Annotated in this window: 5 protein-coding genes and 1 pseudogene; 3 read left to right on the top strand and 3 right to left on the bottom strand. The window is 73.2% G+C overall.

The window, feature by feature from the left end; translation table 11 throughout:
• Positions 1-35: 35 nt before the first annotated feature.
• The 3 genes from ACZ61C_RS29215 to ACZ61C_RS29205 are packed head-to-tail and all read left to right on the top strand — an operon-like array spanning position 36 to position 22,266.
• Positions 36-19,784: a non-ribosomal peptide synthase/polyketide synthase gene (locus ACZ61C_RS29215; protein WP_465311046.1), complete on the top strand. Its 19,749-nt coding sequence runs from the start codon at positions 36-38 to the stop codon at positions 19,782-19,784.
• Positions 19,781-21,061, top strand: coding sequence for an MFS transporter (locus tag ACZ61C_RS29210; protein WP_465311045.1), 1,281 nt, complete (start codon positions 19,781-19,783; stop codon positions 21,059-21,061). The genes ACZ61C_RS29215 and ACZ61C_RS29210 overlap by 4 nt, the downstream gene beginning before the upstream one ends.
• Positions 21,058-22,266 carry a cytochrome P450 gene (locus ACZ61C_RS29205; protein ID WP_465311044.1) on the top strand — a complete coding sequence of 403 codons (1,209 nt, stop codon included), beginning with the start codon at positions 21,058-21,060 and terminating at the stop codon, positions 22,264-22,266. Before ACZ61C_RS29210 ends, ACZ61C_RS29205 begins: the two co-directional genes overlap by 4 nt.
• Positions 22,267-22,356: 90 nt before the next feature.
• Here ACZ61C_RS29205 and ACZ61C_RS29200 read toward each other — a convergent pair whose 3' ends face one another.
• The 3 genes and pseudogenes from ACZ61C_RS29200 to ACZ61C_RS29190 all read right to left on the bottom strand — a co-directional run.
• On the bottom strand, positions 22,357-22,629 hold the full coding sequence (locus ACZ61C_RS29200) for a DUF1883 domain-containing protein (RefSeq protein WP_465311043.1): 273 nt from the start codon (positions 22,627-22,629) through the stop codon (positions 22,357-22,359).
• Between the two features lie 279 nt (positions 22,630-22,908).
• Entirely contained in the window at positions 22,909-23,253 is a 345-nt protein-coding gene (locus ACZ61C_RS29195; RefSeq protein ID WP_465311042.1) for a hypothetical protein, read from the bottom strand.
• A 163-nt stretch (positions 23,254-23,416) separates the two neighbouring features.
• Positions 23,417-24,013: pseudogene (locus ACZ61C_RS29190) on the bottom strand (sigma-70 family RNA polymerase sigma factor); the annotation flags it as partial.
• Positions 24,014-24,106 lie beyond the last annotated feature (93 nt).

The raw sequence follows: 24,106 nt of genomic DNA, 5'->3' as shown, positions 1-24,106 counted from the left end.
GAACCGCCCGAACCGTGCCGTAGAGGAAAGCGAACATGACCACCTCGAGGAAGAGCCGCATCGACGCGCTGCCCGCCGAACTGCGCGAGACGCTCAAGCGCCGCCTGGCCGGGCGGGCCGAGCGCACCGACGTCATCGGCCGGGCCTCGCGTGACGAGGACGTGCCGCTTTCCTTCGCCCAGCAGCGCCTGTGGTTCCTCGACGAGTTCCAGCCGGGGGACGCCGAGTACAACAGCGCGGTCGGGCTGCGGCTCACCGGGCCGCTCGACCCGGCCGCGCTCACCGGCGCGCTCGGGGACCTGGTGGCCCGGCACGAATCGCTGCGCACCACCATCAACGACGCCGCCGGCACGCCCGTCCAGGTCGTCGACCCGGCCCCGGACGTGCCGGTGCGGACGGTCGACCTGACGGCCGATCCCGCGCTGCGGCCCACCGATCTCGACGAGGTGCTGGGCGCCGAGTACGCCCGGCCCTTCGACCTGCGCCGCGGCCCGCTGGTCCGGCTCCTGCTGGTGCGCGTCGCAGAAGACCACCACGTCCTGCTGATCACCGCCCACCACGTCGTCACCGACGGCGAGTCGATGGGCATCCTGGTCGCCGAGCTCGGCGCGCTCTACGCGGCCGCCGTGCGCGGTGAACCGGCGGCCCTGCCCGAGCCCGCGGTCCAGTACGCCGACTTCGCCGTGTGGCAGCGCAACCGGCTGGCCGGACCGGCCCTGGACCGGCACCTCGCCTACTGGACCACGCAGCTGGCCGGCGTCGAACCCCTCGACCTGCCGGCCGACCGGCCGCGGCCCGCCATCCGCACGACCGCGGGCGCGTTGCACTCCTTCAGCGTCCCGGCCGACGTCGCCGCCGCGCTCGGCGAACTCGCCCGGGCCCACGACACGACGCTCTACACCGTGCTGGTCGCGGCGTGCCAGGTGCTGTTCGCCCGGTACACCGGCCGCGACGACATCGCGCTCGGCACCGTCGTCTCCGGCCGCGGGCGGCCGGAGCTCGAGCGGACGGTCGGCTTCTTCGTCGACACCGTCGTCGTCCGCTCCACAGTGGACAGAGCAACGCCGTTCGAGGTGTTCCTCGACGCCGTCCGCACGACGGTGCTGGAGTCCTTCGAGCACGCCGAAGCACCGTTCGAGAAGCTCGTCGAGGCGTTGAAGATCGAGCGCGACCCCAGCCGCAACCCGCTGTTCGACGCCATGGTGCTGCTGCACGGGAACCCCGGCGGGCAGCCGGACTTCGGCGGCCTGACCGTCGAACCGGTCGAGGTGGCCCGGCGCGCGGCCAACTTCGACCTCACCGTCGAGTTCCAGCCGACCGACGGCGGCCTGGACGGGGCGCTGGAGTACAACACCGACCTGTTCGACGAGCGGACCGTCGTCGCGCTGGCCGAGCACCTCACCGTGCTGCTGACCGGCATCGCCGCCGACGCCGCCCGCCCGGTCGGTGAACTGCCGCTGCTCACCGACACCGAACGGGGGCGGCTCGCCGAGTGGAACGACACCGCACTGGACGTTCCCGAGGCCACCCTCGCCGAACTGTTCGAGTCCCAGGTCCACCGCGTCCCGGACGAAACCGCGCTGGTCGCCGGGGCGGTCACGCTGAGCTTCGCGGAGCTGAACACCCGCGCCAACCGGCTCGCACGGCACCTCGTGACGCTGGGCGCCGGTCCGGAACGGGTCGTCGCGCTTGCGTTGCCGCGCACGGCCGACGCGATCGTCGCGCTGCTCGCCGTGCTCAAGGCAGGGGCGGTCTACCTGCCGATCGACCCGGCCCTGCCCGCCGACCGGATCGAGCTGCTGGTGCGTGACGCGGGCGCCACGCTGGTCGTCACCCACGAGACCACCGGCGGCCCCGGTGGACTCGTCCTCGGCACCGAGGAGACCGCCGCCGCGCTGGGGGAGTACCCGGGCACCGATCTCACCGACGCCGATCGCGCCGCGCGGCTGCGCGCGGCCAACACCGCCTACGTCATCTACACCTCCGGCTCCACCGGCCGGCCCAAGGGCGTGGCGGTTCCGCACCGCAACCTCACCAACCTGCTGGTCAACCACCGCAGCGACTTCGCCGCCCCAGGACGGCGGCTGCGCGTCGCGCTGACCGCCACGCTGTCGTTCGACACCTCGCTCGAGGGTCCGGTGCTGATGGCCGACGGTCACGAGCTGCACCTCATCGGCGACGACGTCCGGCTGGACGCGCACGCCCTCGTCGACCACATCGCCGAGCACCGGATCGACTTCCTCGACCTGACCCCGACCTACCTGCGCCGGCTCGTGCCCGCCGGGCTGCTGACCGACCCGCGGCACCGCCCGAAGATCCTGATGCTCGGCGGCGAGGCCCTCGACGAGTCGCTGTGGCACGCCCTGTCCGACGCCGAAGTCACGGTGGCGCACAACTTCTACGGCCCGACCGAGTACACAGTGGACGCGGTGTCGGGCCGGGTCGGCGCGAGCGCCCGGCCGGTGCTCGGCCGCCCGCTGGCCAACACCCGGGCCCACGTCCTCGACGAAGACCTCCGGCCGGTACCCGTCGGCGTCGCGGGCGAGCTCTGCCTGGCCGGTGCGCAGCTCGCGCGTGGCTACCTCGGGCGACCGGGCCGGACTGCCGGCAGCTTCGTCGCGAACCCGTTCGGCGCGCCCGGCGAGCGGATGTACCGCACCGGCGACCGCGTCCGCTGGACGGCGGACGGGCAGCTGGAGTACCTGGGCCGGCTCGACGACCAGGTGAAAATCCGCGGCTTCCGCGTCGAACCCGGCGAGGTCGAGGCCGCGTTGCTGCGCCTGCCCGACGTCTCCGCGGCCGTGGTCGTCGCCCACCGCGGCGACGACGGGCACGCCCGGCTGGTGGCCTACGTCGTCGCGGCCGGCCCGGCCGCACCGGCCGCCGCCGACCTGCGCGAGGCCCTGCGGGCCACCCTGCCCGACTACCTGGTGCCCTCGGCCTACGTCCCGATCAACGCCGTTCCCGTGACGCCGCAAGGAAAAGTCGACCGGCGTGCCCTTCCGGCGCCGGGCGTCCCCGAGGACGGCGACCAGGCCTACGTCGCGGCGCGGACGCCGGTCGAGCACCAGCTGGTGGCCATCTGGGCCGAGGTGCTCGGCAACGACCGCATCGGGGTCGAGGACAACTTCTTCGGCCTCGGCGGAGACTCGATCCTGAGCATCCAGGTCGTCGCCCAGGCCCGTCAGGCCGGGCTGCGGCTGACCTCGCGCGACATCTTCCTGCACCAGACCATCGCCGGGCTCGCGACCGTGGTGCAGTCCGCGACCGCGCTCGCCCCGGACGTGACGGCGCCGATCACCGGACCCGCGCCGCTGACCCCGATCCAGCACTGGTTCTTCGGCACCCACGGCCCGCTGGACCACTTCACGATGTCGCAGCTGCTCGAACTGCCCGCCGACGTCGACCACGACGCCCTGCGGACCGCGGTCGACGCCGTGGTCGCCCACCACGACGCCCTGCACACGCGGTTCTTCTTCTCCGGTGGTGACTGGCAGCAGGAGGTCGTGCCCGCGCCGAGCGGGGTGCTGTGGAGCCGTGACCTGTCCTCGCTCGGCGAAGCCGGGCAACGAGCCGGGATCGAAGCCGCGGCGGGCCAGGTGCGCGCCGGGCTCGACCTGGCGGCCGGCGTGGTCACCGGCGCGGTGCTGCTGGCGCGCGGCACCCAGCCGCCGCTGCTGTTCCTGGCCGTGCACCACCTCGTGGTGGACGGCGTGTCGCTGCGAGTGCTGCTCGCCGACCTCGACACCGCCTACCACCAGGCCCTGGCCGGCGCTCCGGTCCGGCTGCCGACCGCGGGCACGACGTTCACCCGGTGGGCGCACCTGCTGCGCGAGCACGTCCGCTCCGGCGCCTTCGACAGCGACGTCGAGCACTGGACCCGGGTGGCCGGCCGGGTCCCGACGGCGCTGCCGGTCGACCACGACGGCGCCGGCACCACCGGCTCCACACGCACGCTCACCGTGACACTCGGCGCGGACGACACCGACGCGCTGCTGCACCGGGTTCCCACGGCCTACCGGACGCAGGTCAACGACGTGCTGCTGAGCGCGCTCGGCCGGGCGCTGGCCGACCGGACCGGGCAGGACGGCGTGCTGATCGCGCTGGAAGGCCACGGCCGGGAGGACGTTCTCGACGGTGTCGACCTCTCCCGGACGGTCGGGTGGTTCACCACGCAGTTCCCGGTGGCGCTCGACCTGCCGCCGGCGGGGGACTGGGGCGCCACCCTGAAGGCGGTCAAGGAGCAGCTGCGGGCCGTTCCGCGCCGCGGCCTCAGCTACGAAGCCCTGCGCCACCTCGGCGACACCGATGCACCCGGCAACGTCCTGAAGTCCCTGCCGCTGCCCCAGATCTGCTTCAACTACCACGGCCGCTGGGACGGCGGAAGCGGCGGCGACGGGCTCTTCCGCGGCCGGCTCGACGGCGCGGGCGCGGACATCGCGCCGGACGAGGCCGGCACCTACCAGCTGGACGTCACCGGTCTCGTCGACGGTGGTGAGCTGTCCCTGACGTGGAGCTACTCCGAGCAGGTCAACAACCGCGAGACGGTGCACGAGCTGGCCGAGGCGATGCTGGCGTCGCTGCGTGAGATCGTCGCGCACTGCGCGGAGCCGGGCGCCGGCGGCCGCACGCCGTCCGACTTCCCGCTCGCCCGGCTCGACCAAGCAGGCGTGGACAGGATCGCCGGCGACGGCCACGATGTCGAAGACGTCTACCCGCTGACCCCGCTGCAGGCGGGCATGCTGTTCCACAGCCTGCTCGACCCCACCGCGGACGCCTACGTCGACCAGGCCCGGATGCTGCTCGACGGCGTCCGCGACCCGGAGGCGTTCGCTCGCGCCTGGCAGCAGGTGGCCGACCGGACCCCGGTCCTGCGCACCCAGCTGGTCTGGGAGGGGGTCGAGGAACCCCTGCAGGTGGTGCGCCGCCGCGCGGTCGTGCCGATCACCCGTCACGACTGGCGCGGCCTGTCCGAAGCGGAGCAGACCACCGAGCTGGACCGGCTTTCGGCCGAAGACGCCGCCGCCGGCATGGACCTCGCCACCGCCCCGCTGATGCGGTTGGGCATCGTCGCGCTGCGCCACGACCGGGTGCTGCTGATGTGGACCTCGCACCACATCGTGCTCGACGGCTGGAGCCTCGCCCAGATCTTCACCGAGGTCGTCGAGCACTACGCGGCCATCACCGGCAGCCGCGTCCCGCGGATGCCGGCGCACCGCCCGTTCCGCGACTACCTCGCGTGGCTGGCCGAGCAGGACGTCATCGCGGCCGAAGACCACTGGCGCGAGGTGCTGTCCGGGTTCGCCACCCCGACACCGCTGCCGTGGGACCGGTCGCCGGCCCAGGCCCACCGGACGCGGACCGCGCACCCGGTCCGCTGCGCACTCACGGCCGAGGACACCGCCCGGCTGCGAGACGTCGCCCGGCGCCACGGCCTGACCGTCAACACCCTCGTGCAAGGCGCGTGGGCACTGCTGCTGGCCCACCAGAGCGGCGAGCCCGACGTCGTGTTCGGCACCACCGTCTCCGGCCGGCCCGACGACCTGCCCGGTGTCGAAACCATGATCGGGATGTTCATCAACACCATCCCGACGCGCACCCACGTCGACGGCGGCGAGCCCGTACTGGCGTGGCTGCGGCGGCTGCAGGACGAGCAGAACCGGGCGCGGCGCTTCGACTTCGTCGCCCTCGGGCGGCTGCGCGCACTGAGCGACGTCCCGGCCGGGCAGAACCTTTTCGACAGCATGGTCGCGTTCGAGAACTACCCGTTCGACGAGCACGCCGCCGCGCGCGCCGGCGTCACCCTGCGGGAGGTCACCGCGCTCGACGCCACCACCTTCCCGATCACCCTGCGCGCCTACGCCGGCGAACAGCTGGGCTTCGAGCTGGCCACCGATCCGGCGCTGTTCGACCCGGCCACCGCCCGGGCTCTCGCCGCCCGGCTGGAGACCTTGCTGCTGGCGCTGGCCGAGAACCCCGACCGCACGATCGCGCGGCTGCCGTGGCTCTCGGCCGCCGACCGCGCGCAGCTGCCCGGCGCGTCGGACCCGGTTGCGCTGCCCGCGCCGACCATCACCGACCTGTTCGCCGCTCAGGTGGCCGCGACGCCGGACGCGATCGCGCTCACCAGTGCGGACATCGCCCTGTCCTACGCCGAGCTCAACCGCCGCGCGAACCGGCTGGCGCACCGGCTGATCGCGCTCGGCGCCGGGCCCGAGCGGTACGTCGCCCTGCGCCTGCCGCGCTCGCCGGAGCAGGTCGTCGCGATCCTCGCCGTGCTCAAGGCCGGTGCCGCCTACCTGCCGATCGACCCGGCCACCCCGGACGAGCGCGTCGAGCGGATGCTCGCCGACACCGGCCCGGTCGCCGTGCTGACGCCCGAGGACGTCGAGGCCTCCGGCCCGGACACCGATCCGCCTTCGCGCTGCACGCCCGAGCATCCCGCGTACGTCATCTACACCTCCGGCTCGACCGGGCACCCCAAGGGCGTGGTGATCCCGCACCGCAACGTCACCCGGCTGTTCGCCGCGACCGCCGGCCGGTTCGGCTTCGGCCGCGACGACGTGTGGACGCTGTTCCACAGCTACGCCTTCGACTTCTCCGTCTGGGAGATCTGGGGCCCGCTGCTGCACGGCGGCCGGCTCGTCGTCGTCCCGCACGCCGTCTCCCGGTCGCCGCGGGAGTTCCTGCGCCTGCTGGCCGACGAAGGCGTCACCGTGCTCAACCAGACGCCGTCGGCGTTCTACCAGCTGTGCCGCGCCGACGAGGACGACCCGGACCTCGGCGCCCGGCTCGCGCTGCGGCACGTGATCTTCGGCGGCGAGGCGCTCGACACGCGCCGCCTGGCGGGCTGGTTCCGCCGCCACGGGGAGATGCCGCGGCTGGTGAACATGTACGGCATCACCGAGACCACCGTCCACGTCACCCACCACGACCTGGTGCCGGACGCTCCCGGTCTCGTCGGTGACGTCCTGCCCGACCTGCGCGGGTACGTCCTCGACGCCGACCTGAACCCCGTCCCGGCCGGGGTGCCGGGTGAACTGCACGTCGCCGGGGCCGGTCTGGCCCGCGGTTACCTCGGCCGGCCCGGGCTGACCGCCGCCCGGTTCGTCGCCGACCCGTTCGGTGCACCAGGGTCGCGGATGTACCGCTCCGGGGACCTGGTGTCCCGTGGCGAAAACGGCGCGCTGCGCTACCGCGGCCGCGCCGACCAGCAGGTCAAGATCCGCGGCTTCCGCATCGAACCGGGCGAGATCGAGGCCACCCTGCTCGCGCAGCCGGAGGTCGGCTCGGCCGCCGTCCTCGCCCGCGAGGACGAGCCCGGCCGCAAGCGGCTGGTCGCCTACGTCGTCGCGGCCGACCCGCACGCCCCGCCCGCCGCGGCCCTGTTGCGCGAACGGCTGGCCCGGACGTTGCCCGACTACATGGTGCCCTCGGCGTTCGTCGAGATCGACACGATGCCGTTGACCCGCAACGGAAAACTTGACCACCGCGCGCTACCCGCGCCGGCCGCCGCTTCGGTGGCCGGGACGTTCGTCGAGCCGCGCACCGACGCCGAACGCACGGTCGCCGCGGTCCTGGCCGCCACCCTGGGGGTGGACCGGGTCGGGGCCGAGGACAGCTTCTTCGAGCTGGGCGGGGACTCGATCCTCAGCATCCGGCTGGCCTCCGCACTGCGTGATGCCCTCGGCGTCGACGTCTCCCCGCGCAGCGTGTTCGACACCCCGACCGTCGCGGGCCTCGCCGCGAGCCTGGCCACCACGACGGTTGCCGTCGCGGCGATCCCCCCGGTGAGCCGCGAGCGTGACCTGCCGCTGTCCTTCGCCCAGCAACGCCTCTGGTTCCTCGACCAGTTCGCCCCGGGCAGCACGGACCACGTCACGGTGTACGGCGTCCGGTTGCGGGGTGCCCTGCGCGCCGGCGCCCTCACGAGAGCGCTGAACGCGCTGATCGCCCGGCACGAGTCGCTGCGCACGACGTTCACCGCCGTGGACGGCAAGCCCCGACAGGTGATCGGCGAGCCGTGGGAACTGGCGTTGCCCGTCACCGAAGCCGGAGACTTGCGGCGACTGCTCGCCGACGACCTCGCGCGGCCGTTCGACCTGACCCGCGGTCCGTTGCTGCGGGCCCGGCTGGCCCGCGTCGCCCCGGACGAGCACGCGCTCGTCCTGTCCCTGCACCACATCGTCACCGACGGCTGGTCGATGGGCGTGCTCGTCGGTGAGCTCGCCGCCCTCTACGGCAACGAGCACACCGAGCTGCCCGCGCTGCCGGTCCAGTACGCGGACTTCGCGGCGTGGCAACGAGAACTGCCCGTCGAGGACCAGCTCGCCTTCTGGCGCCGGCAGCTCGACGGCCTGCGCCCGCTTGACCTGCCGGCCGACCGGCCCCGGCCGGTCGTCCGGACGTCGCACGGCGCCGAACACGAGTTCACCCTCGCCGCCGAACCGCTCGCCGGGCTGCGCCGGCTGGCCGCCGACCGGGACACGACCTTGTTCACGGCCCTGGCCGCGGCCTGTCAGCTGGTGCTGCGCCGGTGGTCCGGGCAGGACGACGTCGCCGTCGGCACGATCACCTCGGGCCGCGACCACCCCGGGGTGCGGGACATCGTCGGGATGTTCGTCAACACCGTCGTCCTGCGGTCGCGCTTCGACGGGCGGCAGGACTTCGGGGAGGTGCTCACCGCCGTCCGCCGGACCGTCCTGGACGCGTTCGCCCACCAGGACGTGCCGTTCGAGCGGCTCGTGGACGAGCTGAGCCCCGAGCGTGACACCAGCCGCACACCGCTGTTCGAGGTGCTGGTGACGCTGCAGAACGCCGGCAACCGGCTGCCCGCCCTCGCCGGGCTCGCCGCGAGCGACCTCGACCTGCCGATGACCACGGCCGGGTTCGACCTCAGCATCGAGTTCGAAGAACGCCCCGACGGCCTGCGCGGCCTGCTGAACTACAGCACCGACCTGTTCGACGCGGCCACCATGAGCCGGTTCGCCGAGCACCTGACAGTGCTGCTCACCGCCGTCGTAGCCGACCCCACGCGCCCCGTCGACGCGCTGCCGCTGCTACCCACGGCCGAGCACGACCTGGTCGTCGAGACCTGGAACGCCACCGACCGCCCGGCCCCGGACAGCACCGTGCCGGAGCTGTTCGAAGCGCAGGTCGCCCGCACTCCTCAGCGGACCGCGCTGGCCTGCGGCGACACCACGCTGACCTTCGCCGAGCTGAACACCCGCGCGAACCGGGTCGCTCGTGACCTCGTCTCCCGCGGCGCGGGTCCGGAGCGGTTCGTGGCCGTTTCCCTGCCTCGCTCCGCGGAGCTGGTGGTCACCGTCCTCGCCGTGCTCAAGGCCGGCGGCGTGCTGCTGTACCTGGATCCCGAGCTGCCGCCCGTGCGTCAGGAAGCGCTGCTCGCCGACACCCGGCCGGTCGTCGTGGTCACCGAACCGATCGCCGGCTCGGCGGCAGTGTCCGATGTGGACTTGACGGATGACGACCGGGCCGGGCCGCTGGTGCTCGACAACGCCGCCTACACGATCTACACCTCCGGTTCGACCGGCGTGCCGAAGGGCGTCGTCGTCAGTCATCGCGCGCTGGCCAACCTGGCCGTCGACCACGCCGACCAGTTCACCGCCGCGGCCGGGAAGGACCGCCTGCGCGTGGCGCTGACTGCCGCGTTTTCCTTCGACGCGTCGTGGGAAGCGCTGCTGCTGATGCTCACGGCCGGGCACGAGCTGCACGTCATCGACGGTGACACCCGCCTCGACCCCGCACTGCTGGCCGAATACGTGGCCGATCGCGGGATCGACCTGGTCAACTCGACGCCGTCGTTCGCCAGGCACCTCCTGGAAGCGAGCCGGCACCGGCCGTCGGTGCTGGTGCTCGGCGGCGAAGCCGTCGGAGACACGCTGTGGCGAGAACTCGACGGAGTCACCGCGTTCAACATCTACGGCCCCACCGAATGCACCGTCGACGCGACTCTCGCCCGGATCGGCGACAGCGAGCGCGAGGTGATCGGCCGCCCGGTCGGCAACGTGCGGGCTTACGTCCTCGACGACCGGCTGCGCCCGGCGCCGATCGGCGTCCCCGGCGAGCTGTTCCTGGCGGGCGTCCAGCTCGCCCGCGGCTACCTCAACCGGCCCGGGACGACCGCGGAGAAGTTCCTGCCCAACCCCTTCGGCGCGCCGGGAACCCGGATGTACGCCACCGGTGACCGCGTCCGCTGGACCCGCGACGGCAACCTGGAGTACCTCGGCCGCGCCGACGACCAGGTCAAGATCCGCGGCTTCCGGATCGAACCCGGCGAGGTCGAGGCGGCGCTGCGCGCCTTGCCGGAGGTCGCCGACGCGGTGGTCGTCGCCCGCCACGACGACGGCCACGCCCGGCTCGTCGCCTACGTCGTCACGCCGGGCGAGCCGGACGACCTGCGGACCCGGCTGACGGCGACCCTGCCCGGCCACCTGGTGCCCACGGTGTTCGTGCGGCTCGACCGGCTGCCGCTGGCGGCCAGCGGCAAGGTCGACCGCGGCGCGTTGCCCGCACCCGCCCCGATCGTGGCCCCGGCCGTCGGCCGGACCGCGCCGCGGACGCCGGCCGAGCAGCTGCTCGCATCGATCTGGGCCGACGTCCTCGGCGTCGAACGGCCGGGCGTGGAAGACAACTTCTTCGCGCTGGGCGGGGATTCCATCCTGAGCATCCAGGTCGTCTCGCGGGCCCGGCAGCACGGCCTGCGCCTGACCTCCAAGGACGTCTTCCGCCACCAGAACATCGCCGAGCTGGCGCTGGTGGCCGGCACGGACGCGCCCGACGACGCCGAAGCGGCTTTCACCGGCTCGGCCCCGCTGACCCCGATCCAGCAGTGGCTCTTCGACACCGGGAACGACCGGTTCACGATGTCCACAGTGGCCGAGCTCGACCCCGAGCTGGACGTCCCGGCGCTGACCACGGCGCTGGCCGCGGTCCTGGCCCGGCACGAGGTCCTGCGCACCCGGTTCACCCGCACCGGCGACGACCGGCGGCAGGAGTTCCACGCCGGCGCGGAAATCCCCGCGCTGCGTGAAGTCGACTTGTCCACTGTGGACAACGTCGACGTGGCGATGCGCGCTGCCGCGGCCGAAGCGCGTGCCTCGCTGAGCGCCGGGGACGGTCCGCTCGTCGCGGCCGTGCTGTTCACCTTCGGACCGGCGCGGCCGCCGATCCTGCTGCTGGTCGTGCACCACCTGGTGGTCGACGGCGTTTCCTGGCGGATCCTGCTCGCCGACACGGAAACCGCGTACCGCCAGGTGCTCGCCGGCCGTCCGGTCGACCTCGGGCCGGGGACGACGAGCTACTTCCGCTGGGCCGACCGGCTCGCGGCGTACGTCCGCGATGGTGGCTTCGACGCCGAGCTGCCGTACTGGACCGAGTTGCTCGACGGTCCCGCCACGGACCTGCCGGTCGACGCGGCGGGGGAGAACACCGAAACCCGCACGGTCACCTCGGCTCTCGACGCCGCCACCACCGACGCCCTGCTGCGCCAGGTGCCCGACGTCTACCGCACCCAGGTCAACGACGTCCTGCTCAGCGCCCTCGGCCGGGTGCTGGCCCGCTGGACCGGGAACGAACGGGTCCTGGTCGCGCTGGAAGGGCACGGCCGCGAGGAGATCTTCGACGACCTCGACCTCTCCCGGACGGTCGGCTGGTTCACCGCCGAGTTCCCGGTCGCGCTCACACTGCCCGAGGCCGACGACTGGGGGCCGACGCTGAAGGCGGTCAAGGAACAGCTGCGGGCCGTGCCCGGCAAGGGCCTCGGTTACGGCGCGCTGAGCCGGCTCGTGCCGGACTCGCCCCTGCGCGGCGCCCGCACCCCGCAGATCTCGCTGAACTACCTCGGCCAGTGGACCGCCGCCGGCGACGACAGCGGCCTCTACCGGGGCTTCGGCGGCGACCTGGGCGAAGACGACGCCCGGCCGCGCACCTGCCTGCTCGACGTCGTCGGCATCGTCGAAGGCGACCGGCTGGAGCTCGCCTGGACGTATTCGCCCGGGGTGCACCACGAACGCACCGTGCGGGACCTGGCCGAGCAGGTCACCGAGGCGCTGCGCGAGATCGTCGCGCACTGCGCCGCCCCGGGCGCCGGCGGCCGCACACCGGCGGACTTCCCGCTCGCCCGGTTGAGCCAACGTGAGCTGGACGTCGTGGCCGGCGACGGCCGGGACGTCGAGGACGTCTACCCGCTCACGCCGCTGCAGGCCGGCATGGTGTTCCACACGTTGTTCGACAGCGGTTCCCCGGCCTACTTCGAACAGGTCCGCGTGCGCCTGGCGGGGGTCGCCGACCCCGCCGGGCTCGCCGCGGCCTGGCAACGCGTCGTCGACCGCACGCCGGTGCTGCGGACCCGGCTGGTCCTGACCGGCGTCGAGGAGCCCGTGCAGGTGGTGGACCGCGCGGCCACCCTGCCGGTCACCCACCACGACCTGCGCGACCTCGACCCGGTGGCCCGCGAGGCGGCCGTGCGGGACCTGCTCGCGGCCGACCGCGCCGCGCCGTTCGACCTGGCCCGGGCCCCGCTGACCCGGCTGGCGATCGCCGCGCTGCCCGGCGACGAGGTCGACCTCGTCTGGACCTCCCACCACGTCCTGCTCGACGGCTGGAGCTCCGCCCAGGTCTTCGCCGAGGCGTGCGAGGAGTACGCCGCGACGGCGTCGGGTGGCCGGCCGGGCCTGGTCACCCGCCGGCCGTACCGCGACTACCTCGGCTGGCTGGCCGAGCGCGACCAGGCCCGCGCCGACGAGTTCTGGCGCGCCACGCTGGCCGGGTTCGACGCCCCGACGGCGTTGCCCTGCGACCGCCCGCCGGCCGAGGCCCACCGGTCCCGCTCGACCGATTCCGTCCGCGCCGAACTGGCCCCGCCCGCGACGCTGCGGCTGCGCGAGTTCGCCCGGACCCAGGGCCTGACCGTCAACACCGTCGTGCAGGGCGCTTGGGCGCTGCTGCTGTCGCTGCTGTCGGGCGACCGGGACGTCGTGTTCGGCACCACCGTCTCCGGCCGTCCGGCCGACCTGGCCGGCGTCGAAACGATGATCGGCATGTTCATCAACACCATCCCGACCCGCGTCCGCCTCGACGGCGCCCAGCCGGTCGCGCGGTGGCTGGGGGAGCTGCAGGCGGCCCAGAGCGAGGCGCGTGACCACGACTTCGTGTCGCTGGGCCGGCTGCGGCCGCTCAGCGACGTCGCCGCCGGGCAGAACCTGTTCGACAGCATGGTGGTCTTCGAGAACTACCCGATCAGCGAACCCGGCACCCCGGGCGCGCCCCGGGTCGTCGAGGTCGCCTCGGCCGACGCCACCAACTTCCCGCTGTGCCTGCGCGCGTCCCTCGACGAAGGCCTCGCGCTCGATCTCGCCTACGACCCGGCGCTGTTCGACGCGGGCTCGATCACCGCCATGACGGACCGGCTCGCCCTGCTGATCGACGCCGTCACCGCCGATCCCTCCCGGCCGCTGGCGCGGCTGCCGTGGGTCGACGGTGCCGAACGGGCCCAGGTGCTCGCCGACGCCCACGGCGCCGGCGGGCCCGCGCCCGCCGCGACCGTGCCGGCGTTGTTCGCCGACCAGGTCCGCCGCCGGCCGGACGCGCCCGCCGTCGTCGCCGACGACCGGACCCTGACCTACGCCGAGCTGGACGAGCGGGCGAACCACCTCGCGCACCGGCTCGTCGAGCTGGGCGTCGGCGCCGAAGACCGCGTCGGGCTGCTGCTCGAACCGTCGGTGGATCACGTGGTCGCGGAGCTGGCCGTGCTCAAGGCGGCCGCGGCCTACGTGCCGCTGGACACCCGTGCCCCGCAGGAGCGGCTGCGGGCCGTGCTGGCCGAAGCCGCCGTGACGGTCGTGGTGGCCGGGCCGACCTGGGTGACCACCGCCGAATCCGTCCACAGTGGACCCACGACGACGGTGGGCGGGCAGCGATCCTCCTCGGCGCCGGAGCGCGCGGTCGATCCCGGCAACCTCGCCTACGTGATGTACACGTCCGGCTCGACGGGGACCCCCAAGGGCGTCGCGGTGTGCCACCAGGACATCACCGCGCTGGCCCAGGACTCCCGGTTCGCCGGGGACGCCCACGCCCGGGTGCTGGCCCACTCGCCGCTGGCCTTCGACGCCTCCACCTACGAGCTGTGGGCCCCGTTGCTGACCGGCGGAGCGACCGTCCTGCCCGACGGCCCCGACCTGACCGTGGAGTCGTTGCGGCGCGCGGTGTCCGCGCACGGGGTGACGGCGGCGTGGCTGACCGCGGGCCTGTTCCGGCTCGTCGCCCACGACGCCCCGGACGCCTTGCGCGGTCTGCGCGAAGTCTGGACCGGGGGCGACGTCGTCCCGCCGGCCGCGGTGCGAGCGGTCCGGGCCGCGTGCCCCGGGCTCGTCGTGGTCGACGGCTACGGCCCGACCGAAACCACCACCTTCGCCACGTCCTTCCGGCTGACCGCGTACGTGCCCGATCCGATCCCCGTCGGCCGTCCGCTCGACGGTGTCCGCGCCTACGTACTGGACCGCGACCTGCGGCCGCTCCCGGCCGGCGCACCGGGCGAGCTGTGCCTCGCCGGGCCCGGCCTGGCGCGCGGTTACCTCGGCCGGCCGGGCGCGACCGCCGACCGGTTCGTCGCCGACCCGTTCGGCGGGCCGGGGGAGCGGATGTACCGGACCGGTGACGTCGTCCGCCGCGACGGCGAGGGGGAGCTGGTGTTCCTCGGCCGTTCGGACGACCAGGTCAAGCTGCGCGGGTTCCGGATCGAGCCCGCGGAAGTGGAGACCGTGCTGGCCGCCCACCCGGCGGTCGCGCAGGCGATCGTGACAGTCCACACCGACGCCGCCGGCACCCGCCGGCTGGTCGCTCACGTCGTCGCCGCGCCGGGGCGCACCGCGGACCCGGCCGAGCTGCGTGCGCACGCCGCCGAGAGCCTGCCCGAGTACATGGTCCCCGCGGTCGTCCTGGTGTTGCCGGTACTTCCGTTGAACCGCAACGGAAAGGTCGACCGTCGCGCGCTACCCGCGCCGGACGGCCCGATCCCGGCCCGGCGGGTCCACGTCCCGCCCGCCACCGTGACCGAGCAGACCGTCGCCGAGATCTGGCAGCGGCTGCTCGGCGCCGAACGGGTCGGCGCGCAGGACAACTTCTTCGAGCTCGGCGGCGACTCGATCCTCAGCATCCGGCTTGTTTCCCGGCTGCTGGCCGAATTCGCCGTGTCGATGTCGCCCCGCGCGGTGTTCGCGCACCCGACGGTCGCCCGGCTCGCCGCGGCGATCGACACCGTCGGCGCGGCCCGCACCGCCACCGACCCGATCCCCGCCGTGCCCCGCGACCGGCCGCTGCCGCAGTCCTTCGCCCAGCAGCGGTTGTGGTTCCTCGACGAGTTCGAGCCCGGTGGCACCGAGTACGTCACGAGCACGGCCGTGCGCCTGCACGGTGAGCTGGTCGTCGACGCGCTCGCCGAGGCGTTCACCGGCCTGGTCGCCCGGCACGAGCCGTTGCGCACCACGTTCGCCTCGAGCGACGGCCACGGCGTCCAGGTCGTGCACCCGCCGACGCCGGTGCCGGTGCCCGTCACCGACCTGAGCGGCCACCCCTCCGAGACGCGGGAAGCGGCCCTGGCCGATGTCCTGCGCGCCGACGGCGAGCAGCCGTTCGACCTGCGGGAAGGCCCGCTGCTGCGGGTGAAGCTGATCCGGCTGGCCCCCCGAGAGCACGTGCTCACCGTGACCGTGCACCACATCGTCACCGACGGCTGGTCCAACGGTCTGATCGCCGAAGAGATCGGCCTGCGCTACACCGCCGCGCTGCGCGGCGAGGCGCCCGAGCTGCCGCCGCTGCCCGTGCAGTACGCGGATTTCGCGGCCTGGCAACGCGGTCTGCTCGCCGAGCGGGTGCTGGCGGGCCAGGTCGACTACTGGACCGGGCGCCTGCGCGACCTCACGCCGCTGGAGCTGCCGACCGACCGGCCGCGTCCGCCGGTGCGCACCACCAGCGGCGCGACCCGGGAGCTGGTCGTCCCGGCGGTGGTGACCGCCCGGCTCGAACAGCTGAGCCGGCAGCGGGGCACCACGCTGTTCACCACCCTCGTCGCGGCCTGCCAGGTGCTGCTCGGCCGCTGGGCCGGCCAGGACGACGTCGCCGTCGGCACGGTCACCTCCGGCCGCGAACGCGCCGAGCTGGAAAGCCTCGTCGGGTTCTTCGTCAACACGCTGGTGCTGCGGTCCCGGGTCCGCCCGGGGCAACCGTTCACGGACTTCCTCGACGAGGTCAGCGCCGGCGTCCGCGCGGCGTTCGACCACCAGGACCTGCCGTTCGACCGCGTCGTCGACGCGGTCCAGCCCGGCCGCGACCCCAGCCGCACCCCGCTGTTCCAGGCGATGGTGGTGCTGCAGAACAGCCCGCGGGAACCGGCCCGGCTGCCCGGGCTCGAGGCCGAAGACGTCGTCCAGCCCGCGACGGCCGCGAACTTCGACCTGACCCTGGAGTTCCAGCCGGACCACGGCCTGCTGCACGCCGCCCTGACCTACAACACCGACCTGTTCGACGCCGCCACGATCGACCACCTCGCCGAGCACCTGGACGTCCTGCTCGCCGGCATCGCCGAAAACCCGGCCCGGCCGCTGTCGAGGCTGCCGCTGCTGGGCGAAGCCGAACGCCGCCTGCTGCTCGGCACTTGGAACGACACCGGCCGCGCCGTGGCGCCGGGCACCCTGCCCGAACGCGTCGAGGCCCGGGCCCGGCGGCACCCGGACGCGACCGCGGTCGTCTCCGAGGACGGCACCCTCACCTACGCCGAGCTCGACGCCCGCGCCGAACGGCTGGCCCAGGTCCTCGCCGCGCGCGGCATCGGCCCGGAACGGATCGTCGCGCTGGCCCTGCCCCGGTCGGCCGACATCGTCGTGGCGCAGCTCGCCGTCCTGAAGGCGGGCGCGGCGTTCCTGCCGGTCGACCCGACCTACCCGCTCGAGCGCATCACCTACATGCTCACCGACGCCTGCCCGGCCCTGGTGCTCACGACCGATGCCCTCGCCCCGCCCGTCCCCGACGGCGTCCCGGTGCTCGTCCTCGACGACCCGGCCGCGTTCGCCGCGGATCCGGGAGTGCGGCTCAGCCCGCCGCGGCCGGACAGCCCCGCCTACGTGATCTACACGTCCGGGTCGACCGGCCGGCCCAAGGGCGTGGTCGTCACCCACACCGGGCTGACCGGTTTCGCCGACGCGGAAGCCGAGCACCTGCACGTCGCCGAGGGCGATCGCGTCATGGCGTACTCCTCGCCGAGCTTCGACGCCGCCGTGCTGGAGCTGTGCCTGGCCCTGCCCGCCGGCGCGGCGCTCGTCGTCGTCCCGCCCGGGCCGCTGCTGGGGGAGCCGCTCGCGGAGTTCCTCACCACGCACGAAATCAGCCACACCCTGATCCCGCCCGCCGCGCTGGCCACCCTCCCCGAGATGCCCCTGCCGCACCTGCGCACGCTCGTCGTGGGCGGCGACGCCTGCCCGGCGGAGCTGGTGGACCGCTGGGCCCCCGGCCGGCGGATGATCAACGCCTACGGCCCCACCGAGTCGACAGTCGTCGCGACGTGGAGCGACCCGCTCACCCCGGGCGTGGCGCCGCCGATCGGCCGGCCGATCCCGAACACCCGCGTCTACATCCTCGACGACGAGCTCACGCCGGTCCCGATCGGCGTCGCGGGCGAGCTGTACGTCGCCGGGCCGAGCCTGGCCCGCGGTTACCTCGACCGGCCGGGCCTGACCGCGGACCGGTTCGTCGCTGACCCGTTCGGCGCGCCGGGGGAGCGGATGTACCGCACCGGCGACGTCGCCGGATGGACGGCCGGCGGGGTGCTCGAGTTCACCGGCCGGGCCGATGACCAGGTGAAGGTCCGCGGCTTTCGGATCGAGCTGGGCGAGGTGGAGTCGGCGCTGCTGCGCCACCCCGGTGTCAGCGCCGCCGTCGCCGCGGTGCAGCAGGACGAGTCCGGGTACAAGCGCCTGGTCGCCTGCTTCGTCGCGGCATCACCGGACGACGTGCCCGGCGCCGCCGACCTGCGCGAGTTCCTGGGGCGGTCGCTGCCGGGGCATCTCGTGCCCTCGGCGTTCCAGCCGCTGGCCGCGCTCCCGCTCGGCCCGAGCGGCAAGGTCGACCGGCGGGCCCTGCCCGTGGTCACCGCCGCGGCCGAGCCCGCCGCCCGGCACGTCGAGCCGGTGACGCCGGCCGAGCGTGTGCTGGCCGAGGTGTGGGCGCAGGTGCTGGGCCTGGACCGGGTCGGCACGGAGGACAACTTCTTCGAGCTGGGCGGCGATTCCATCCTCAGCATGCAGGTGGTGTCCCGGGCCCGGCAGGCCGGACTGCGGCTGACCGCGAAGGACTTGTTCCTGAACCAGACCATCGCCACCCTGGCCCCGCAGGCGACCGCCGTGTCCGGCGTGGTGGTGGAGTCCGACGGGCCGGTCGTCGGGCCGGTGCCGCTGACCCCGATCCAGGACTGGTTCTTCGGCGTTCACACCGTGAACCCCCACCACTTCAACCAGTCCATGCTCGTCGACCTGGCCGACGGCTTCGACGCCGATGCGCTCCGGCAGGCCCTGGCCGCGGTGTGGGCCCACCACGACGCCCTGCGGATGCGGTTCGAGCACACCGCCGACGGGTGGCGCCAGCACAACGCCGGGCTCGATCCGGCACCCGAGCTGCGTCACGACGACCTGACCGCGGTGGCCGAAGCCGACCGCCCGGCCGCGCTCGAGCGGATCGCCGACGCCGTCCACGCCGCCTTCGACCTGACCCGCGGCCCGCTGCTCGGCGCCGTCCTGGTCACCGCCGAACCGGGTTGGCGCCCGAAGCTCTTCCTTGCGGCGCACCACGTCGTGGTCGACGCGGTCTCCTGGCGCATCCTGCTCGACGACCTCGACACCGCCTACCGGCAGGCGCTCCGGCGCGCCCCGGTCGACCTCGGCCCGCGCACGACGTCGTTCCGCGACTGGTCGCACCGGCTCGCCGACCACGTCCGGGCGGGCGGCTTCGACGACGAAATCCCTTACTGGACCGGTCTTCCCGCCGCCGGTGCGCTGCCGGTGGACCACGACGGCGACGCCTCCGGAACGGACGAAGTCACCGTCGTCCTCGACGCCGAGGACACCAACGCCCTGCTGCGGTCGGCGCCCGCGGCCTACCGCACCCGCGTCAACGACGTCCTCCTGGCGGCGCTGGCCTGGGCCCTGGCGCGCTGGACCGGCCGACCCGATGTGTCGATCGCCTTGGAGGGCCACGGCCGCGAAGACGTCCTCGACGGCGTCGATCTGACCCGGACCGCAGGCTGGTTCACCACGCTGTACCCGGTGGCCCTCTCCGTGGACAGTGGCGCGGACTGGCGGACACTGGTCAAGTCCGTCCGCAAGCAGCTGAGGGCCATCCCGGGCAACGGCTTCGGCTACGGCGCGCTACGCCACCTCGGCACCCCGGACGTCCGGCGGAAGCTGACCGAAACCGGGCCCCAGCCCGAGATCTCGTTCAACTACCTCGGCCAGTGGGACGGCTCGGGGGCCGCCGGGACAGCGACGTCGGATAGCCTCTACGCCGCCCTGCACGGATCACTCGGCCACGACCACGACCCCGCCGAGCACCGCCCGTTCCTGCTCGACCTGGTCGGCGCGGTCCAGGACGGCGAGCTGGTGTTCTCCCTGATCCACCAGCCCGGCCGCCACGACCGGCGGACCGTCGAAGCGGTCGCCGCCGACTTCGCCGGGACCCTGCGGCAGATCGCGGCCGACAGCCGGGACGGGCGCCGATGACCGCGTCGCCGCTGTCCCGGAACCGGGACTACCGCCTGCTGTGGGGCAGCCAGGCGCTGTCGGAGGCCGGCTTCGCCGCGTCGGTCATCGCGTTGCCGCTGCTGGTGCTCGCGGTGACCGGCTCGCCCGCGCTGTCCGGGCTGGTGCTCGGCGTCGACGCGATGGCCCAGCTGGTCGCCGGGCTGCCCGCCGGCGCGCTGGCGGACCGCTGGAACCGCAAGAAGCTCATGCTCGGGTGCGAGGCCGTCTATTCGCTGGCGGTGGCGAGCCTGGTGGCCGCCGCCTGGTGGGACGTCGTGAGCATCCCCCAGCTGATCGCGGTCGCGGCGGTGATGGGCTGCTGCCGCTCGTTGTTCGGCCCGGCCGAAGGCGCGACGCTGGCCCGGATCGTGCCCGCGGCCCAGCTGCCCACCGCGGTGGCGATGAACTCGGCGCGCGGTGCGTTCGGCCAGCTCTCGGGCACCGCGATCGGTGGGTTCCTCTTCGGTCTCGCGCGGGCCGTTCCGTTCGCCTTCGACGTGCTCGCCCACACGATCTCGTTCGTCGCCCTGTGCTTCGTGCGGGCCCCGCGCCACGAGCCCGTGCCGCGCGGCGAAGGGCACCTGGGCCGGGAGATGGTGGAGGGCCTGCGCTGGGTGTGGGGGGAGCGACACGTGCGTGTCACCGTGCTGTGCGCGGTGAGCCTGAACTTCTTCTTCAGCGCCTACTACATCGTGGTCGTGGTTCTGGCGCGGGACCGCGGCATCACCTCGGGCGAAATCGGCGTGATGGCCGCGATGCTCGGCGTCGGCGGGGTCGTGGGCTCGCTGATCGCGCCCTGGCTGCAGCGCCGGCTCAGCCCGTACGTCTCGATCATGAGCGTCTTCTGGGTGCTGACCCTGTTCACGCCGCTGGCGGCCGTCATCGACGACGGTTACCTGATGGGCGCCCTGTTCGTCGCCATGGCCCTCCTGCCCCCGACCGCGAACACGACGATCGGCACCTACCAGCTGCTGCTCACGCCCGACCGGCTGCGCGGCCGGCTGACCAGCGTGATGGGTGTGATCGGCGGGGTGTCGGCCGCGACCGGCCCGGCTTTCGGCGGCCTGGTCGTGCAGGCGGTTCCCGGTGGAGGCGCCGTGCTGCTGTGCACCGCCGGGATCGCCCTGGTGACCCTGGTCGTCACGGCGAGCCCCACCCTGCGCCATTTTCCCCGCGTCGATGCCCTGCCCGCCGAACCCCAGCCGGTGGGCGGACGCCCCGCCGACGCCCCGCCGACCGACGAGAGGAAGCCATGACCACTCAGGAACCCGACCTCGCCTTCGCTTTCGAGGACCTCCTGGCGCGTTCGGCCGAACTGCGCGACCGCGGCGGCCCGGTGCACCACGACGAGGAGCGGGGCATTTGGCGTGCACTGGACCACCCGACCGTCTCCCGTGTGCTGTCCGACCCGGCCACGTTCTCCTCGGACTTCAGTGGCCTCACCCCGGTCCAGGAGGACTTCGAGACCTTCCGCAAGGGCAACTTCGTCGGGATGGACCCGCCGGACCACCGCAAGCTGCGGACCCTGGTCAGCCAGGCGTTCACCCCGCGCGTCGTGGCCGGGCTCGAACCCCGGATCCGGGCCATCACGCACGACCTGCTCGACGAGGTCGCCGGAGCGGCCCGCATCGACGTCGTCGACGCGCTCGCCTACCCGCTGCCGATCATCGTGATCGCCGAGCTCCTCGGCGTCCCGATCGCCGACCGGCCCCTCTTCACCCGGTGGGCGCAGGTGCTCTTCAGCGGCGACCAGCTGGGGGAGTCGGCCGACATGGCCGACATCCAGCGCGCGCTGGACGCGATCGCCCCGACCATCCGGGAGATGAACGCCTACATCCTCGACCACATCCGGCAGCACCGCGCCCACCCCGGCGACGGGCTGACCAGCCGGCTCGTGCAGGCGGAGTTCAACGGCGAACGCCTGGAGGACCAGGAGATCGTCGGGTTCGTGGCGCTGCTGCTGGTGGCCGGGCACATCACGACGACCGCGCTGGTGGGCAACGCCGTGGTCAGCTTCGACCGGAACCCGCGGGCCGCGGCCGCGGTGCGTGCCGATCCGGCCGGCCTGCCGGCCGCGCTGGAGGAGGTGCTGCGCATGCTTCCGCCGTTCCCCGAACTGGGCCGGCGCACGACCTCGGACGTCGAACTCGGTGGCCAGGTCATCCCGGCGAACTCGATCGTGATGGCCGACCTGGCCGCGGCCAACCGCGACCCGGCGAGCTTCGACCGCCCTGGCGATTTCGACGCGCGCCGCAGCCCGAACCCGCACCTCACCTTCGGGCACGGGATCCACTTCTGCTTCGGCGCTCCGTTGGCCCGGCTCGAGGGCCGGGTGGCGTTCGAGGTGCTCTTCGAGCGTTACCGCGATCTCTCCATCGCCTCGGACGACGACGTCGAGTTCCAGAACCCGGCGGTGATCGTCGGCGTCAAACGTCTTCCCCTCGACGTCGAAGCCACCTGAGTAGGGGGACCCGCTGTTCCGGCCGGTACTTGGTCCGGCCGGGAGGCTGCGCACCCGTTGACCTACGCGGGTGCGCAGCGCCCAGCGGTGTCACAGCTTTTCGTCGACTTGGACTTGGGTTCGCGACAGGGGTGAGGTCAGCCCGTGGACGTCGATGACCACGACCCAGTGCCCGTTCGACGGGATCGTGAGCTTGAACATCGGAGTGAGGGCGACACCGCCGAGCATTTTGTAGAACTGTTTCTTCTGGTAGGCCCGAAAATTCGCCTTCGTCATGAGTCTGACGTTCGCCGACGCTTCCAGCACGACGGTCACCACGGAATCTTTCCGGACAGCTCCGAGGTCGAAAACGCGCGACTGCATTACGTCCCCTCTGTGCCTTCGGGCAAAGACGTCAGGCTGCCGCCGCTGCTTGACCTGCAGGCCTCTCCGGCTCAGTCGGTGGCGCGATGGATGTTGTTACGGCCGAAAAGTCGCGCGGTGAATCACTGATGCATCTGCGGGTAATGTTGATTAACTGTTGACAGGGTCGGGTTTTGGAGACCGTTTCACGGTGTCGGCCGCGGGTCGGGTCCGGGGACGTCGTCCGGTCGGCCGAACTTTTCGCCGGATTGCGGTGTTGGCCATCGACCCGAGGTTGTACTACCCGAGCAGCCGACGCGGACCGGTCATCCGCACGAAGCGCGACAAGGCTTTGAGGGTGAGCACCATCGGCGCGGCCAGCCGGTCCGCCAGCGCCAACACGTCCTCGCGGGCCTGCCGGGCTCCGCGTCCGACCAGCAGCGTGACCTTCTCGGCGGCGTTGAGCAGCTGCGCGGCGGCGTCGAGGGCGGGGTCGTCGGGGCGGGTGCTGCGTTCGGCGAGGGAGAACCGCGGTTCCCGGTCGGCGTCGACCTTCTTGTCGCCGAGGTCGCCCGGGACGGTGAGGACGGCGGGGCCGCCGCGGCTGATCGCGGTGCGGACCGCGATCTCGAGGAGCCGAACCATGGTCCGTGTCGCCACGCCGATGCAGGCCGAGCGCACCGATCGTGGCGGTCACGACGTCGATGGGGCATTCGTCCACCCTTGCGCGTGTGGTGAACGTCAGACGACGTGTCAGCTCGTCCACGAAACGCATCGTGACGATCCTGCGTTCGCGCTGCGGGAGCTTGGCCAGCGCGGCCTGCAGGAGCAGCCGGTTGTCGGACTTCGCGTACTCGCAGGTGTCGTCGCCGAGCTGGTGGGCGTCGGCGGCAAGGAGCCCTTCCCGGACGGCGTCGACGCCGATCTCGAGATGGTCGGCGAGTTCGCTGGGTGCGAAGGAGCGGCCCAGTTCGTGAGTGAGGGATTCGGCGGCCGTGGACAGCGTGTGCTGCAGGTCCTTCAGCGCCCGAGGCACCCGCATCGACCAGGTGGTGTCACGGAAGTGCCGTCGGACCTCGCCCATGATGGTCGGAACGGCGAAGGCCAGGAAATCGCGCCCATGGCTGAGCGTGAAGCGATCCACGGCATCGATGAGTCCGGTCCGCGCCACTTGTTGCAGGTCTTCGAACGGTTCGCCGCGGCCGGAGAAGCGGCGGGCGATGTGCTCGGCCAGCGGAAGGTACTCGGCGATCAGGCGGTCACGCAGAACGTCACGGCGAGGGTCGTGGACCTCAAGCCCGTCTCGTTCGGCGAAGAGAGCAGCGCAGTGCGCGTAGTCGTCCGAGTGCCGTGGTCCGGGAACGAGAACAGCCTCAGCCGGAGAGGGACGATCCGGTGCGCGCATGGCCATGCTTGGTGCGTACCCGGCTCAGGCGAGAACTGGGCGATCATCACTCTTCCATCGGGTGGCTGGTGTGCGGGACGCGGCTCCCGGGTA

This window comes from Amycolatopsis sp. NPDC104587 (assembly GCF_055583645.1).
Note: the sequence above shows the minus strand (reverse complement) of the source record. Positions and strands in the feature narration are given on the sequence as shown.